Annotated in this window: 14 protein-coding genes; 6 read left to right on the forward strand and 8 right to left on the reverse strand. The window is 68.8% G+C overall.

All coding sequences use genetic code 11. The annotated features are described in order from the left end of the window. Positions 1–27 precede the first annotated feature (27 nt). The gene (locus tag F4554_RS24660; RefSeq protein ID WP_179789778.1) at positions 28–624 is read right to left on the reverse strand and encodes a helix-turn-helix domain-containing protein; all 597 of its coding nucleotides are present in this window, start codon (positions 622–624) and stop codon (positions 28–30) included. Positions 625–672: 48 nt separating this feature from the next. Here F4554_RS24660 and F4554_RS24665 point away from each other — a divergent pair, with 48 nt between their 5' ends. Together F4554_RS24665 and F4554_RS24670 are read left to right on the forward strand one after the other, a co-directional pair. Continuing rightward, complete coding sequence (locus F4554_RS24665) at positions 673–1,335, forward strand: HAD family hydrolase (RefSeq protein WP_179789779.1); 663 nt, start codon at positions 673–675, stop codon at positions 1,333–1,335. A 214-nt stretch (positions 1,336–1,549) separates the two neighbouring features. Continuing rightward, complete coding sequence (locus F4554_RS24670; protein ID WP_337796187.1) at positions 1,550–2,098, forward strand: LOG family protein; 549 nt, start codon at positions 1,550–1,552, stop codon at positions 2,096–2,098. Positions 2,099–2,143: 45 nt separating this feature from the next. Here the strand turns inward: F4554_RS24670 and F4554_RS24675 are convergent, their stop codons facing one another. Then, entirely contained in the window at positions 2,144–2,884 is a 741-nt protein-coding gene (locus F4554_RS24675) for a class I SAM-dependent methyltransferase (protein ID WP_202889450.1), read from the reverse strand. A 93-nt stretch (positions 2,885–2,977) separates the two neighbouring features. Here F4554_RS24675 and F4554_RS24680 point away from each other — a divergent pair, with 93 nt between their 5' ends. Further along, a complete protein-coding gene (locus F4554_RS24680) occupies positions 2,978–3,859 on the forward strand; it encodes a DMT family transporter (protein ID WP_179789781.1) in 882 nt (293 codons plus the stop codon). Between the two features lie 79 nt (positions 3,860–3,938). Then, entirely contained in the window at positions 3,939–4,628 is a 690-nt protein-coding gene (locus F4554_RS24685; protein ID WP_179789782.1) for a hypothetical protein, read from the forward strand. Positions 4,629–4,640: 12 nt separating this feature from the next. On the opposite strand, the gene F4554_RS24690 is transcribed toward F4554_RS24685, so the two are convergent. The 5 genes from F4554_RS24690 to F4554_RS24710 form a co-directional block, all read right to left on the reverse strand. Beyond that, on the reverse strand, positions 4,641–5,408 hold the full coding sequence (locus F4554_RS24690; protein WP_179789783.1) for a phosphotransferase: 768 nt from the start codon (positions 5,406–5,408) through the stop codon (positions 4,641–4,643). A 195-nt stretch (positions 5,409–5,603) separates the two neighbouring features. Beyond that, positions 5,604–7,757, reverse strand: a complete 2,154-nt coding sequence (gene helR, locus F4554_RS24695; RefSeq protein ID WP_179789784.1) for an RNA polymerase recycling motor ATPase HelR — start codon at positions 7,755–7,757, stop codon at positions 5,604–5,606. A gap of 160 nt (positions 7,758–7,917) precedes the next feature. After that, positions 7,918–9,690 carry an ABC transporter ATP-binding protein gene (locus tag F4554_RS24700; protein ID WP_179789785.1) on the reverse strand — a complete coding sequence of 591 codons (1,773 nt, stop codon included), beginning with the start codon at positions 9,688–9,690 and terminating at the stop codon, positions 7,918–7,920. Beyond that, positions 9,687–11,564, reverse strand: a complete 1,878-nt coding sequence (locus F4554_RS33810) for an ATP-binding cassette domain-containing protein (protein ID WP_179789786.1) — start codon at positions 11,562–11,564, stop codon at positions 9,687–9,689. The genes F4554_RS24700 and F4554_RS33810 overlap by 4 nt, the downstream gene beginning before the upstream one ends. Before the next feature lie 128 nt (positions 11,565–11,692). Next, positions 11,693–12,763, reverse strand: a complete 1,071-nt coding sequence (locus F4554_RS24710) for a sodium:calcium antiporter (protein ID WP_179789787.1) — start codon at positions 12,761–12,763, stop codon at positions 11,693–11,695. 225 nt (positions 12,764–12,988) lie between these two features. Here F4554_RS24710 and F4554_RS24715 point away from each other — a divergent pair, with 225 nt between their 5' ends. Next, positions 12,989–13,903, forward strand: a complete 915-nt coding sequence (locus tag F4554_RS24715) for a phosphotransferase family protein (protein ID WP_238342356.1) — start codon at positions 12,989–12,991, stop codon at positions 13,901–13,903. A 26-nt stretch (positions 13,904–13,929) separates the two neighbouring features. Further along, positions 13,930–14,709, forward strand: a complete 780-nt coding sequence (locus F4554_RS24720; RefSeq protein WP_179789789.1) for a GNAT family N-acetyltransferase — start codon at positions 13,930–13,932, stop codon at positions 14,707–14,709. Positions 14,710–14,765: 56 nt separating this feature from the next. Here F4554_RS24720 and F4554_RS24725 read toward each other — a convergent pair whose 3' ends face one another. Next, positions 14,766–15,962: a S1C family serine protease gene (locus F4554_RS24725; RefSeq protein ID WP_337796188.1), complete on the reverse strand. Its 1,197-nt coding sequence runs from the start codon at positions 15,960–15,962 to the stop codon at positions 14,766–14,768. Positions 15,963–16,161: the final 199 nt, after the last annotated feature.

Below are 16,161 nucleotides of genomic sequence, written 5' to 3' on the forward strand. Positions count from 1 at the left end.
TAGATAGCGTGGCTTCATCAGGGCCCTTCACTGCTGGACTATCACCACCATGTACCTGACCGGCTTCGTGCTCGGATTACGAAAGCGCGAGCGCCCCCAGAGCCGGAACCGTAGAACGTCCCCGGTCCGGAGTTGGTGCACGTCGCCGTCGAGGGTGAGCTCCAGGATGCCGTTGAGTACCCAGACGTGCTGCTCCTGGCCCGGGACGGGAGGCTGGTCGTAGGGGATGTCGGCACCAGGCTGCAGCAGACCCTCCATGACCTCGCCACGCAGCCCGTGCTGGGGTGGGGACACCGACCTTCGAGTGAAGCCGGACTCCTCGTCCCGCCACACCAACTGCTGGCCGGATCGCACCAGCTGCGGCGACTCCGACTCCACCTCGGCCAGTAGCTGCGACATGGTCTTTCCGTAGGCCGAGCACAGCTTTCCCAGCAGCGTGGCCGTCGGACTGATCTCCGCGCGCTCCAGCCGGGAGAGAGTCGAACGGCTGACGCCCGTCCGCCGCGCGAGCTCGTCCAGTGACCAGTCGCGTTCCACCCTCAGCTCGGCCAGCCGGCCCGGCAGGCGGGCTTCCCAACCGTCCGGACCGGAACTGTCGGCAGTCGCCATCTCGGCATCGTCCATATCTGAGACTCTATCCCTGATCTGGGACGTCTTGCTAGGCTGCCGCGCATGAGTAGCCGAGGAACGGTCCGCACTGCGCGACACGATCACCCTGTACGGCCTACCCACCTGATCGTCGACCTTGGCGGGGTCCTGTTCCAGTTCGACCACGCGACCCGCCTCCGACGCCTGAGTACGGTGCTCGCTCTATCCCCCGCGCGGGTGAACGACCTGCTGTGGACGTCCGGGTTCAGCGCTGACTGTGACGCCGGCGATTTCGCGAACGCGGTCGAGGTCCGCGAACACTTCCGGGCCATCACCGATTTCGCCGGCACCGACGACGAGCTCGACGCCGCCTGGTGCAGCGCGTTCCGTCCCGACCATCGCGTACGGCACGCCCTCGAACTCCACCGTGGATCACTGCGCCTCGCGTTGTTCACCAACAACGGTCCGCTGGAGGAAGAGGTACTGCGCCGCCAGCATCCGGAGATGTTCGACGGCTTCGAACACCTGCTGTTCAGTCACCACCTCGGGCATCGCAAACCCGACCCGGTGGCCTTCACCAGTGCCCTGAGCCGACTGTCCCTGAGCGTCGATGACGTCCTGTTCATCGACGACAACCCCGACAATGTCGACGCGGCGCGCTGCCAGGGGTGGGCCGCCTTTCAGTTCCTTGGTCCGGAATCCGTCGAGCAGGTCACCGGCATGGGAGGTCCCAGATGCCAGGTGTGATGGAAGGCAAGGTGGCGGTCGTGACCGGCGCCACGAACGGCATCGCGGTGAGGAGGTCGCCACCCGGTTGGGCCCGGAGGCAACCTTCGTGGCGAGGGACGTGACGTCCGAGGACGACATGAACGCCACCTCGCGTCGCTGGCGAACGCGAACCGCTCCGAGGCGTAGGAGCCTGGAGTACGCGCCTGACCCAGCAGACCGGAAGGAAACAGCAGTGAGACGGATCGCGGTGTTCACCGGTTCGACGAGTGGCAACTCCGCCACCTTCGCGGAGTTGGCCTACAGCGTTGGCGAAGAGCTGGCTCGAAGCGGGATCGGCCTCGTCTACGGCGGCGGCCACGCCGGACTGATGGGTGCTCTGTCCCAGGGCGCGCTGGACGGCGGCGGCGAGGTGATCGGCGTGATCCCGCAGGCGATGGTCGAGCGTGAGTGGGCCCGGACGGACGTCACGGATCTTCGTGTCTGCGCCACGATGCACGAGCGCAAGGCGATCATGGCCGACCATGCGGACGCCTTTCTCGCCCTGCCCGGCGGTCTCGGGACGTTGGAGGAGATCTTCGAGGTGTGGACGTGGCGACAACTCGGCTTCCACCGCAAGCCCGTCGGATTTCTGAACGCCGAGGACTTCTGGCAACCCCTCCTTGACACCCTGAACGGGATCGCGTCCGCCGGCTTCTTGTCCGCGGCCACCTTGGAGGACGTGGTGGTCGGCGACAACCTGTCCGACGTGCTCAAGGGGTTCTCGCAGAAGCTCGGTGCCTGACCACGTGCGACAAGCCGGTGGCTGTCGGCCGAGCAGTCCCTCCGGTCAGAGCTGTCCGAGCTCTGCTCGGTAGCACTCGGTGGTGTACGGCATGGTCGTCGGGCGTTCTGCGTCCAGCAGGTCCCGGACTCTCCCCATCAGTTCGTTCCGGCTGGCCGAGTCCAGGGTGATCACGTAGCTGCGGGAGGCCACCATGGCCATGACGCCCTCGGCAGTCATCGGATGGCACCAGTGGAAGTCCTGCCGTTCGACGAGACCGAAGAGTGTGCCCACCTGCTCGACTTGCCGATCCTCCGTCGGCGCTGCCGCGTAGTCGCGCAGGATCCGATCCAGCTCCGCGACCCATGGCACCGAGACGTCGCGGAGGTTCCACACCAGGCTCAGCCGCCCACCTCGGCGTAGCACCCGGGCAACCTCCGGGACCGCCCGCTCGGGATCGACCCAGTGCCAGGCCTGTGCACAGACGAGGGCGTCCACGCTCGAGTCCGGAAGAGGGATCGACTCCCCTGTCCCTTCCATGACCGGCACGTTGGGAAGCACCTGGGAGAACTGCTCGCGCATGCCGGCCGAGGGCTCCACCGCGACGACTGCGCGGCCCGGGGCACACAACGCGCGGGTCAGCTTGCCGGTGCCCGCGCCGAGATCGACCACGGTGGTCGCGTGCTCGGGGACCAGCCAGGCCACCGCCTCCGGCGGATAGGGCGGGCGGCCACGCTCGTATGCGTCCGCCGCGGCTCCGAAAGAGCCTGCCTGAGCGTGCTTACGCTGCTCCTCACCCGTTGTCATGGCAAGCATCCTGCCAGGTCGACCCCTGCGGCCCCGGCCTGCGGAGTGGGCCGCTTCCGTTGATTTTGGTCGCCGGGCGGGAACAAGCCCGTCGTGCTCCTGAGTATCGCCCTGGCCCTCCTCGTGGCGGTGACCAACGCGACGTCCAACGTGCTGATGCGCAAGGCCGCGCGAGTCGTGCCCACGGCCTCGCAGTTCCAGCTGAGCCTGGTGCTGCGGCTGGTGCGCAGCCCGGTCTGGCTGGTCGGCTTGACGCTGAGCCTGGCGACCTATCCTCTCGGGGCGGCGGCGCTGGGCTTCGGCAAGCTTTCTGTCGTACAGCCGATCCTGGTGCTGGAATTGCCACTGTCGTTGATCGGCGCGTCGTGGTTGTACGACTCGCGTCTTTCGCGCCGGGACTGGCTCGGCATCTCGATGATGACCGTGGGACTGATCGGACTGCTCGTCGTACTGGTGCCGGAGGGAGGGCAGGTCACCGGCATCCCTGCGTCGACCTGGCTTGTCGGCTCGGGCCTCAACATCGGGGTGGTCATCGTTCTGTACATGCTCGGCCGGCGCACCACGCAGCCATCCGGGCGTGCCGCCTATCTCGGGGCGGGGTGTGGGCTCGCGTTCGGCCTGTCGGCGGTCTACATGAAGAGCATGACCGAGGTGTACGACACCGAGGGGATCCCGGGAGTGCTCACCAGCTGGGAGTTCTACGGGTCGGTCGCTACGGCGACGCTGGCGTTCTGGCTGCTGCAGAACGCCTACGCCGCCGGACAACTCGCCGCCTCCCAGCCCGGAGTCACGCTGCTGGATCCGGCAGTCGCGATCCTGTGGGGACTGATCGTCTTCCAGGAGAAGACCGAGGGTGGCCTCTTCCTCCTACTGGCTGTCGCCGCGAGTGCGGGAATCGTGGCGGGTGCCCTGACGCTGGCGAAGTCTCCTCAGTTGCGGCGGATGCACGAGAACCCGGCCGAAGTGAGTCCCTGAGTTGCTGCGGCGCTGACCGGTCGGCACCCGTCTTGAATGGGCACTGGAATCGGCGGGCACTCCGCAGCATGATTCGATCATGAGGTACGCCCGGCCGGAAGGGCCCGCACTCGAGCTTGGGACTCAGCCGCGACTCGCGAGCTGGGACGCCGCGACCCATCCGAACCAGGTGAGGCTCCGGCACTACCACCGGCACGCCGCAGGTCTGGTGGCGCCGACCCTGGGTGCGATGACCGAGCCGTGGAGTCTACGGCTGGACGTCGGACTTCCGGACAGCGTGCCGTTGCTCGATCAGCACGACCTCGACAACTATGCCTATCCGCTCGCCCAGCACCTCGCGCGCCATGCAGAGGTGCCTCTGGTCTCGGTGTGGTGCACGAAGGGCCACCACAGCAACTCGTTCATCCGAGTCGAGCCTGCCGTCGCCCGAGCAGACCCCGACGGCGATTCGACGATCAGCGTCCACACCACCGCGTCGGCAAGCAACACCGCGTACAAGCAGCAGATCCACGACCAACTGGCTCGCCACGCCGCTGCCCTGCCGGGAGGACCGGTGGTCCTGGAGTTGGCTTTCACGGTCGGACGGCGGAACTGGCTCAACCTGTGGAAGCCGACGATCGACGCTCTGGAACCGCTGCTCGGCCGGACCACTCCGGGCAGGGACTGGCACCCACGCGACGGCAGGATCACCGAGCTCGGTCTCCACCTCATCGAGGACCTGTCGCTCGGTCACGCCGTACGGATCGACGTCCTGGCCTCGGCCGGCTGAGGAGGACGGGGTTCAGACGTAGACCGGGTTGGTGACGTCCTCGAGCCACGCCCAGGGCATGCGTCCGTAACGGTCGAGGTCCTCCGGGCCGGCGTCCTCGAGGTTGCGGATCCACGCAGCCGTACGGTTGAGCGGCGCGACCCGCAGCGCACAGCCGGCCAGCTCACGCAGGTCCTCGATCGGGGCGAAATCCGTCCACTGGCGAAGGTAGGTGTCGATCACCTCGCGGGTACGCTCCTCGCGCAGGTTGACGGCGTCGGCTGGTTGCGGAACCTCCCACCGATACACGCATTCGACGACCATCATCGCCAACGATCCGAACGGATGGCCCCACGTCGCATCGGCGAAGTCGAAGAACCGGAAGCCGCCGCCGTCGATCGGACAACAGATGTTCCCCGGCCACAGGTCACCCTGGTCCAACGCCATCGGGACCGGGCCCTCCGCCAGAACCCTGCCGGCTTCCCGCAACGCCGGCAGTGCGGACATTACGTTGTCGTACTGGCCCGCCGTGATTCGTCTGGGATCGTTTGCGGGAAGTCCCGCCAAGTAGGACGCCTGTGCCTTGGCCGCCAGGTCCGGGGCCACGGCGGGAGCTTCCAGGACTCCCGCCGACGCGAGCAGGTCTCGGCGCCCGAGCGTGCGGCGCTGCAGACGCGCGTAGTCGGCAACCACCGGCGCCAGCGCGGTGACCTCCACACTCGCCGCGTTCTCCAGCGCCGTCCGCAGAAGCGGCCCGCTGTCGCTGGTCAGGATCCAGCCACGCGATCGTTCCTCTGCCACCGGAGCATGCACGTACTCCGGCGCCAGCACGGCTACCGTGGTCTGGACCGCGCCCTCCCAATGGGCGCGGCCGTTCACCTCCTCGGCGTTGCATGACGACGAGGCTCGGCTCCGCGAGGCCGTCGAGGTCGCCCGCGCACGAGGACGCTCCTGGAACGAGATCGCGGTTGCCCTGCGCTCCTTACGGACCCGAGGTCATGAGCTGGTGAGAACGACGAGGCGCTGGGTCGCTCGGGTCATCGCGACATAGCGGTCCACCGCCCCTTCGATGCCCTCGCCGAAGGACTCCGGATCGACGAGTACGACCAGATCGAACTCCAGTCCCTTCGCCAGCTCCGGCGTCAGAGAGCGGACGCGGGCCGTCGCCCGGAACGCGGGATCACCAATGACGCATGCGGTCCCGTCGACATGTTCCGCCAGCCACGCGTCGAGGATCGCACCCAGATCCGAGGTGGAACCATGCAGGACGGGGACGTCGCTCCTGCGGATGGACGTCGGCACGTTGGCGTCCGGGAGTACGGCCCGGATGACCGGCTCGGCTTCGACCATGACCTCTTCCGGCGTCCGGTAGTTGATGCTCAGGGAGGCAAGGTTGATCCGGTCGAGTCCGATCCGCTCGAGTCGTTCCTGCCATGATTCCTTGAACCCGTGCCGGGCCTGAGCCCGGTCACCGACGATCGTGAAACTTCGAGAAGGGCAACGCAGCAGAAGCATCTGCCACTCCGCGTCCGTCAACTCCTGAGCTTCGTCCACGACGATGTGCGCGAACGGGCCGGCGAGCACATCCGGGTCCGCGGTCGGCAGGGCCGAGTCGTCGACCAGGGCGTCCTGCAGGTCCTGTCCACGCAGCATGGTCACCGCGCCCTCACCGTCAGGGTCCGCCTCGATCAGGTCTTCGACGACCCTGGCCATGCGCTCGCGTTCGGCCGCGACGGCGGCCTTCTGCTGACGCCTGCGTCGTGCGGCCTCCGGGTCACCGATCCGCTGCCTGGCCGCGTCCAGGAGCGGCAGGTCGGAGACCGTCCAGGCACGGGCGTCCTTGCGCTGCAGCAGTCGTACGTCGTCCTGCTTGAGCCAGGGCGCACACATGAGCAGGTAGGCGGGAACCTCCCAGAGATCACCGACGATGTCGGTCGGTTCGAGCAACGGCCACGATCTGTTGAACGTCGTGACCAGATCCCTGTTCCGCAGCAGCGATCTACGAAGCAGGTCGGGCGGAACCTCCTCGTCGCTGTCGTGCTTGTCGACCAGGATCGTGAGCAACTCCTCCCACACCTGGTCGCGTGCGTCGTTGTGCGATGTGCCGGGCTCGGCCGCCTCGAACGCCTCGGTCCAGTCCGCGGGGCTCAGCCAGATGTCGGACCAGTGAGTTTCGACCATCATCCCCTTGGTGGGCGGCTGTTCGTACAGCCTGACCGCCGGTTCGATCGCCTTCACCATGTCCGCGGACGCCTTCAGCCGGGCCACGTTCGGGTCGGCCTCGGGCGCCACCGACGCGCCCCCGGGAACGAGGTCCCGCAGAGTGCAGGTCTGCACGCCGTCCTCCCCGAGACTGGGGAGTACGTCGGCGACGTAGGCGAGGTAGGGCTGGTGCGGCCCGACGAACAGAACGCCGCCCCGGCGCTCACCCAGGCGCGGGTCGGAGTAGAGCAGGTAGGCCGAACGGTGAAGGGCTACGACGGTCTTCCCCGTACCCGGCCCGCCGTCGACGACGAGAGCACCGCGGGACCCAGCGCGGATGATCGCGTCCTGGTCGGCCTGGATGGTGCCGAGCACGTCTCGCATCCGCGGCGACCGGCTGGTGCCCAGACTGGCGATGAACGCGGACTGGTCGTCGAGCGCGGCGTGTCCCTCGAGCCCGTCCGGGGTGAACACCTCGTCCCAGTAGTCACTGATCCGGCCTCGCGTCCAGCGGTACCGGCGGCGGCTCGTCAGCCCCATCGGATTGGCGTGAGTCGCCCCGAAGAACGGCTCGGCCGCCGGAGAGCGCCAGTCGATCAGGAGCCGGCGACCCGCGCTGTCGGTGAGGCCGAGCCGGCCGACGTAGATCGGATCGGGGTGGTCCGCACCGACGATGTGCCCGAGGCACAGATCCAGGCCGAAGCGACGGAGCGTCCGCAGGCGAGCGGTCAGGCGGTGGATCTCCAGATCCCGATCGAGCGCCTGCTGGCCCTGGCCGCCGGGCGCCTTGCGGGCGATGGCGAGACGGTCGGACAGCTCCGCGATCGACTGCCGGAGGCACTCCTCGATGGCAGCGAAATGCTGCTCGTCGCCGATGATCAGCTTCGGGTCGGCCTTGTGGACCAGGTGGCCAGGCAGGTCGAACACGCCGGTGGTCAGTGGGTTCATTGCGCCCCGTTTCGGTACGTCCCATGGTTCGGCCTGTGATTCTGCGCCACGACCGGGGGCTTGCCGCAAGCCCCCGGGTGCGCTATACGTTTAGAAGGGCAAGGAGTTGGTTCTCCTTGCCCTTCGTCGTGCCTGGCAGGTCCGCGCCGGCCCGGGTGTCTCAGCGGTAGGACTCGGCCTGGAGGTTGTAGAGGTCCGCATAGAGCCCGCCGCGGGCGAGCAGTTCGGAATGCGTACCACACTCGGTGATCCGGCCGCCGGACAGTACGACGATCAGGTCGGCCATCCGCACGGTGGAGAACCGGTGTGAGACGAGCAGGGTGATCCTCCCGTCAACCCGCCCTTGCCTGGCGTCGGCGGTGACGCGCTGGAACAACGCGTGTTCGGCGTGTGGGTCGAGCGCGGCGGTCGGTTCGTCCAGCACCACCAGCAGCGGCCGCGGGCGCATCGCGGCCCGGGCCAGGGCGAGCCGTTGCCACTGCCCGCCGGAGAGTTCGGCACCACCGTCCCAGCCGGCTCCCAGCGTTGTGTCCAGACCGGAGGGCAGGCGTTCGGCGAAGTCCGCGCCGGCCGCTTCCAGCGCCGCGCGAACTGCTCGGTCGTCGGTCATCCGGGTCAGGTCGCCGACGCCGACGCTTTCCCGTACGGCGAGTTCGAAGCGGGCGTAGTCCTGGAAACCGGCAGTGATGCGCTCGCGGTACGCGTCCGGATCGAGGCTGGTCAGGTCCATACCGTCGACGGCGATCCGCCCCGCCGTGGGCTCGTACATCCCGGTGAGGAGCTTCACCAGGCTTGTCTTGCCGGCGCCGTTCTCACCGACCAGGGCGACCACCGCGCCGGCGGGCAGGCGCAGCGAAACGTCGGTCAGGACCGGCCGATCGGTGCCCTGGTAGGCGAAGTGCACACCCTCCAACGCGATGCCGTCAGCCAGGCGTTCTCGTGGCGGAGCTGTGCGCCCGGCGTCCTTACCCGCTTCACCTTCCAGCCAGCGATAGTGATCGGCGACCGTACGTACCCGCATCGCCGAACCTGCCTGGCTGGACAGCTGACCGGCGGCGCCGACCACGGCGGCTGCCAGCCCGAGCACCATGGCCACGTCACCGGCGCCGGCCTCTCCCGCCGCGACCTGGCGCAGGACCACCACCACCGCGCCGAAGAACCCCGCCGCGTAGCACAGCCACACCCCTACCGTGGCGCCGACCGAGCGGAGGAGCGCCGCTTCGACGGCACCGTGCCGGGTCCGAGACGCGACCGCGTGCCGGGCCACCAGCTCCGCACCCACGCCGTGGATGCGCACCTCAGCGCCCGACGCCGGCGTCGTCGCCAGGGCGAACAGGTCCTGGGCTGCCCTGCGGTCCGCCGCCGTCCGCAGTTCTGCGGAACTCCGCAGCCGTTCCGCCCTCCTGGCCAGTCGTACGGCCGGAATCGCGAGCAGCGGAATCACCAGCAGGAGCGGCTGAATCCGGCCCAGCAGCAGCGCGGTGACCACCAGTTGGACGACGGTGATCGGGCCGATCGCGAACAGGGTCAGGCCGTCGGCGAGGTCGTCGGACCGCTGCTTCAGCAGCTCCAGCTGGTCGCGGTACGCCGGGAGCTCGATGTGGCCGAGGCCCGACGCGGACGCGGACAGCGTGAGCAGGCGCCGCTGGACGACCATCTGGGAACGTTCCCGCATCCGGATCACCGCCCACCGGTAGCCGACGGGCGCCATCGCGGTCAGCACCAGGGCGACGCCGGAGAGCACGCCGCCGGTCGCGAGCCGGCGTGTGTCACCAGAAGCCGCGCCGTCCACGAGTGGGCGCAGGCCGAGGGCGAGCAGCAGCGGGCCGAGGAACGACGTGGCGACGACCAGGATGTGGAGTACGCACACCACGACGCCGATCTCCCGCCCGATGCCGAGCAGCAGCCGCCAGGTGTGACGCCAGGACCTCATGCGGTGACCTCGGCAGTTCCTTCGGAGTCGTTCGTACGGTCCGAAAAGCGCTCGGCCTGGAGCCGGAACATCTCCGCGTACCTCCCGCCGAGCGCCACCAGCTCGTCGTGACTCCCGCGTTCGACGACCCGGCCACCATCCAGGACGACGATGACGTCGGCGCGGCGAACGGTGGAGAACCGGTGCGAGATGACGATCGTGGAGAGTCCCGCGGTGAGCTCCAGGAACCGTGTGTAGAGGCGGGCTTCCGCGCGCGCGTCGAGGTGTGCGGCCGGCTCGTCCAGGATCAGCACGTCGGCACCGTGGTCGACCGCATACAGCGCCCGCGCCAGGGACAGCTTCTGCCACTGACCGCCGGACAGGTCGGCGCCACCCGGATAGTGGGACGACAACGGGGTGTCCCAGGAAGAGGGCAACCCTTCGAGCTCGTCGGCGACACCCGCGCGTTCGGCGGCGGACTCGATGCCGGCTTGGTCGACGGGGACGTCCGGCCGTCCCATGGCGATGCTCTCGCGGGCGGTCAGCGGAAACCGCGTGGCGTCCTGGAACACCGCCGCCACCTGACGACGCCATTCGGGCGCGTCGACCGAGGCCAGGTCGGTTCCCTCGACGGTGATGCGTCCGGACATGGGTTCGTACATCCGGCACAGCAGTTTGATGATCGTGGTCTTGCCCGCGCCGTTCATCCCTACGATCGCGAGGGAACGGCCGGCGGGCACCGTCAGGTCGAGGTCGACGAGCACGGGAGCGGTCGCGCCGGGATAGGAGAAGGACACGCGTTCGAAGCGGATCTCGCCGCGAGGCCGGTCCCCACCAGCGGGCTCAGCGGCGACCGGCTCGTCGGCGGTCGGAGCGTCGTTCGCGAACGCCGCGACCGCAGCGATCGCCTCGTCGAAGCGGCGGAGCGTGGCCAGCGCCAGCTCGGTCTGCAGGCCGGTCCACGCGGACTGGTGAACCCCGAGGAGCCCGGTCATCAGCGCCTGCGCGCACACCGCCGCCTGGCCCGCGCTGACCTCGCCCTTCGCCGCGCGTACGGCGATCCAGGCCAGGCCACACACGACCACGGCGGCGGTGACGACGTTGGCGGCGACCGCGCGTCGCGGCAGCGGGGTGATCACGTCGGCCATCGACCGCTGCCACAGCGTTGAGTACCGGTCGCGCAGGAACCCCGCGAGCCCGAAGATGCGTACTTCCTTCGCGGCCTCGGGACTCGACCCCAGCCCGTAGAGGTACTCCAACCGCCGGGCCACCTCGCTGGCGCCGTAGTGATGGGCGGCCTCGGCGCGCGACGCCACCTTCTCCTCGTACGCAGTCCACGATCCAGCCGCCAGCAACGCGATCCCGAGCAGTGGGTGGAAGTCCGCGACCAGCACGCAGGCGCCCAGGAGCACGACCCGGCCGGTCACCAGGCCGGCGACGGTGGATGCCAGCCGGCCGGGGCGGCCCCAGGAACCCCGGAAGGTCTCCCGGCCGACGGCGATCAGTTCCGACGTACGGGGATCCTCCAGGTGGCCGACGCCGACGGGTTCTTCGACCGCTCGCATCAGCTCCCGCTGGAGGGAGGCGTCGATCCGTTCGCCCAGGGCGGTCGCCGCGGCAGAGCGCACCGATCCCGCCACCCACACCACCATCAGCAACCCTGCCGCGACAGCGGCCCACCACAGCGCCGACCGACCGGCCGACGAGGTCAGTCCCTCGGCGGCGACGTCCCCTGCCAGACCCACCACAGCACCGACCACGCCGGCGAGTCCCAGCGGTGCCGAGGCACTCAACAGCACCGTGAAGGCGGTGACGGCGGTCAGCCCCGGACCTGCCTGCCACGCCAGCCGAGCGAATCTTCCGTAGCCACTGCGAGAACGACGGAGAACGGACACGGGCGAAGACACTTCCCTTCACTCGGAACCGCTCATCATGGCGATCGAGGTCGGGGCTCGGCAAGGGAATGCCGCTTCGGGACGATGGCCGGCCCCCGGTCGGTCCGTCGGGCCGCCGTCGGGCCGTGTCAGCCGGCGCCGGCGACGGCGAACAGACCGGCCACCGCGACGACGTAGAGGATCAGTACCGTCAGCGAGTCCAGCCCCATCCGCGCGATGCGTCGTTGCGGACGGAACAGCAGACCCACCGCGTACACGACGGTGAGCAGGATCGCGACGGCGGTCAGGTAGATGTCCGTGCTCTGCGCCTGCGGCAACACCGACTTGCCGGACAGGACGGTCGCGACGACGAACAGCACCGGCAGGAACGCGTTTCCGCCGAAGATGTCGCTCATCGCCAGTTGGTAGTCGCCGTTGCGCACCGAGGTCAGGCCGGTCGACACCTCCGGCAGTGAGGTGGCTGCCGCCAGGACGGTCGCGCCGAAGAGTACGCCGGACAAGCCGATGTGGCCGGCGATCTCGTCCCCGCTGCGTTCGAGGAAGACGCCGGCCACGAGGGTGACGAGCGCGGCGGCTCCGAAGATGACGGCCGACTTGCCCGTGCTGATGCCGCGTTTCGTGGCCTGCTGCTCCCGCTTGTGCCGGCTGTGCCCGCGGGCCGGCTCCTGGTTGTCGGGCGCTTCACCTGACTCGTGCCAGGGCAGGGACCGGCCGGCACGCTGCAGCAGAGACAGCCCGGCGACCCAGAGGATCGCGATCAGCACCGGGCCGGGCGAGAGGCGTAACGCGATCAGGTTGTCGGGCAACTGGGAGCCGGCGACGACCACGCTCAGCACCGCGACGACCAAGCCCGCCTCGAGGACCAGCACCAGCGAGGCCGCCCGGTAGGTCAACGGCCTGCCACCGCGTACTCCGAACACGTCCAGCACGACCAGCACGACGGTCTGGATGGCGATGCCACCAAGGACGTTGCCCACGGCGACGCCGATGTTGTCGGCCAGGGCAGCGCTGGCCACGATGGCGATCTCGGGCAGGTTGGTTGCCACAGCGAGCAGGATCAGGCCGCCGAGCGCCGAGCCGAGATGCAGCCGAGTGGAGAGTACGTCGGTCTGGTTGGACAGCTGGATGCCCGACAGCCAGATCGCGGCCGCGGCCCCGGCGAAGATCAACACCAGCAACGGCAGGGAAAGTCCTGACACACCAGCTCCTCAGGTCGGTCGTTCTTCGGGCGGGGCACTCTGCTGCCACACCGGCGGCTGTCGTACCCCTTATGTAGCGCGGGATCCTGGGCATGGCCGGATCGGGACGCCGGCGTCACCGCTGCGCGACCGTCGACGCACGCTCCGGAGTGTTCGGCAGGTATCGGGACGGTTGACGGGTGGCGGATAACAGGTTGACCGTCGTCCTACCGTGATCGCGTGGAGATGTCGCCGGAGCATCACCGTGCCGCCGAGGTCGTCGCCGAGTTCCTCGGGACGAAGCCCTCTTCCACCCGGGCGCTGCTCACCTGGGGACCGACCGTCGTCGTCGAGGCCAACGTGGACGACAACCTGACGGTGTTCGTCAAAGCGGGCGCCAACCAGAACGTCCACACCGAAGCCGCCGTGATGGAGCGCGTACGCGCCGCGGGTGTCCCAACGGTCGACATCCTGGGCGTCGGGAACGACGAACGGATTCCGGGCGGACGCTGGATGATCACGCGCGCCGCGGCCGGCAAAACGCTACAGGAGGTCGGGCGTACGGCGCCGACGGTCACCCGGACGCTCGACGAATTGGCGGAGTACTACACGCTCCTCCACCAGATCGCGCTGCCAGGTTCCGGACCCGTCGCGGACGATGCTCGCCGTGGCACTCTCGTGTCGTGGTCGCAGTGGCAGCAAGGCACGGTTGACGAGGCATTGGACTCGCTGACGCGAACGGACGAGGTTCCGGCCGAGTTCGTCTCCCGTGCCCGGCAGTTGTGCCGTGCCTTCGCCGCCGACCTCGACCGCGCGCCCGGCGTCGTCCTGCACGCCGACCTCGGCGACGGAGAGGTCCACGTCGATCCGGCGACCGGCGCGGTCACCGCGATCGTCGACTGGGGCGCAGCACTGGTCGGCGACCCGCTGTATGACCTCGTACGGTTCGTCGGTGGAGGCCACGCCGGCGATGAGCGTCCGGCAGAGTTGCATCCGACGTTGCATGCGCGCTACTTCGCGCGGAATCCACACGGTGCCGAGCACGCCCGGCGGATGTTGAAGTTCTACCGCTTCCACATCTGTGTCGTCGAGGCAGCGTGGGGCGCGGACCTCGGCTGGACGGCGGGCCACGTCGCATGGGCCCAGCAGCTGCTTCGATGAGCTCGGCTGACAAGGAGGTCCTGAACATGACGTCGCGCAACAGCCTTCGCTGTGAGGAGTGCTCGGTCCTCGTGGAGGGCCCGAACCTCGAAGATTTCAGCGATGCGTACCTCGCGCACGCTCGATCCCAGCATCCGGAGTGGCCGTTCCCTGACCTGGCTGTCCGCAACTTCGCAGAGGCGACGCAACGTCTCACCGGGGCGACGGAGCGCCTCGAAACCATCGGCACGGTGACCATTCACCCGGTTGGTTCCTCGCGGATCCCTGATTGGCTTACGTTCTTCGATCACGACGCGTTCGCCGGCAATCCTGTCGACGCGGTCTGCTACTGCTCTGGGCCACACCTGTTGGGGCGCGGCCAGACCGGCGGCGAACTCCGCCCCTGGAGGCAGAACCGGCAACTCATGGTGGACCTGCTCAGCAGTGGCCGAGCGTTCGGTTATCTCGCCTACGTCGACGGCACGCCTGCCGGCTGGGTCAACGCCTCGAAGCGAGCCGAGTGCTCGATGTACCGGACAGGTGACGCCGCCGATCCACCTGACAGTGACGTGATTTCCCTTTCCTGCTTCGGGATCGCCCCGCCCTATCGCGGCCACGGGCTCGTGAGCTCTCTGCTCCGACGGGTGCTCGCCGACGCCGCGGGCAGAGGAACGGCCTGGGTGGAGTCCTATCCGTTCAACGACCAGACGAACGTCGACGAGGACAACTGGCGTGGACCGAGGTCCCTGTATGACGCGTTCGGGTTCGAACAGGTGGAGAAGCGAGAGAGCTACAGCGTGCTGCGCCGCCGCGTCGACGACCAGTAGGAACGGTGTCCTCTCCCCGTTGAGGAACGCCGGTCTTCTTGTCCAACCGGTGCCGGTCAGCTCGCCCAGGGCGGCGACTGCTGGTTCTGCTCCTGCTCCTGTTGGTCCTGACCAGAGGAGTCCCCGGCCCGCTGCACGTTGCCGCCGTCCGTCCCCAGGGTCACGCTCGCGGTGTGCGTCTTGCCCTCTCGGACGTACGTCAATGTCACCTTGTCACCAGGGCGATACGACCGGACCGCGGCGACCAGCGCATCCGAGTCGGCGATCTGCCGGTCGTCCACCTTGGTGATCACGTCGCCCTGCTGCAAGCCGGCCTTGGCGGCGGCACCACCGGCGGTGACGGTCCCAAGTGTCGCACCGTTGGACACCCCGTCGCTGCCGGTGGACGTACCCGCCGCCACACCGAGTTGGGCGTGCTCCGCCCGTCCCTCGGCGATCAACTGCTGGGCGATCGGCCGGGCCTCGTCGATCGGGATCGCGAAGCCGAGGCCGATGGAACCGCCCTCCTGCTGGCCCGACCCGCCCGACCCGCCCGACCCGCCCGACCCGCCCGACCCGCTCAGGATCGCCGAGCTGTTGATCCCGACCACCTGACCGGCCATGTTGACGAGCGCACCACCGGAGTTGCCGGGGTTGATGGCGGCGTCGGTCTGGATCGCGTCGGTGACGGTGGTCTGACTCTCGCCTTCGCCGCTGGACGGGACCGGCCGGTCGAGCGCGCTGACGATGCCCGAGGTCACGGTGCCGGACAGACCGAGCGGCGAACCGATGGCCACGACGTCCTGCCCCACATTCAGGTCGGCGGAGCTACCCAGCGTCGCGGGGGTCAGCCCGGAAACTCCACTGGCCTTGATCACCGCGAGGTCGGTGACCGGGTCCGCGCCGACAACAGTCGCCTTGACGGTCTTCCCGTTGTTGAAGGTCACGCTCAGGCCCTCACCACCGCCGGCCTCGGCGACGTGGTTGTTGGTGAGGATCAACCCGTCCTTGCTGAGGACGATGCCGCTGCCGTTGCCCGAACCCTGTGACGTCGAGATCGTGATCAGTACGACGCTCGGCAGAACCTTGTTCGCCACCTGCGAGACGCTGCCCGCCGGCGTGTTGGACGCGGCCTTGATGGTCGCGGTCGACTGGTCGAGCGCGGTGGCGCTGGCGCCGGAGGCGCCCTGGTCCTTGGTAGCCAAGTAGGTGGCCGCGCTCCCGGCCCCGCCGACCAGGCCGGCGGTGAGCGCCAAGGCGGCGACGGCCGTCACGCCGCGACGACGGGGACGCGGCCTGGGCGACTGGTCTGCGTACGGCTGGTCTGCGTACGGCGACGAAGGTCGAGCGGGCGGCGGCTGGCCGAAAGCGTAGCTCGACGGCGGTGGGAAGTACTGGTCGCCGGAACGGTTTGGCTGGCCTGGTGGAGGTGTCGTCTCAGTCATGCCTGAAGGTTCTTCCCGGCAGCTGAAA

The sequence above is a fragment of the Actinopolymorpha rutila genome (assembly GCF_013407855.1).
GTDB classification, from domain to species: Bacteria; Actinomycetota; Actinomycetes; order Propionibacteriales; family Actinopolymorphaceae; genus Actinopolymorpha; species Actinopolymorpha rutila.

Bases quoted from the DNA above. Each gene is read 5' to 3' on its own strand.
- F4554_RS24660 (WP_179789778.1), bottom strand. From the start codon at position 624: ATGGACGATGCCGAGATGGCGACTGCCGACAGTTCCGGTCCGGACGGT.
- F4554_RS24665 (WP_179789779.1), top strand. From the start codon at position 673: ATGAGTAGCCGAGGAACGGTCCGCACTGCGCGACACGATCACCCTGTA.
- F4554_RS24675 (WP_202889450.1), bottom strand. From the start codon at position 2,884: ATGACAACGGGTGAGGAGCAGCGTAAGCACGCTCAGGCAGGCTCTTTC.
- F4554_RS24685 (WP_179789782.1), top strand. From the start codon at position 3,939: ATGAGGTACGCCCGGCCGGAAGGGCCCGCACTCGAGCTTGGGACTCAG.
- helR (WP_179789784.1), bottom strand. From the start codon at position 7,757: ATGAACCCACTGACCACCGGCGTGTTCGACCTGCCTGGCCACCTGGTC.
- F4554_RS24700 (WP_179789785.1), bottom strand. From the start codon at position 9,690: ATGAGGTCCTGGCGTCACACCTGGCGGCTGCTGCTCGGCATCGGGCGG.
- F4554_RS24715 (WP_238342356.1), top strand. From the start codon at position 12,989: ATGTCGCCGGAGCATCACCGTGCCGCCGAGGTCGTCGCCGAGTTCCTC.
- F4554_RS24720 (WP_179789789.1), top strand. From the start codon at position 13,930: ATGACGTCGCGCAACAGCCTTCGCTGTGAGGAGTGCTCGGTCCTCGTG.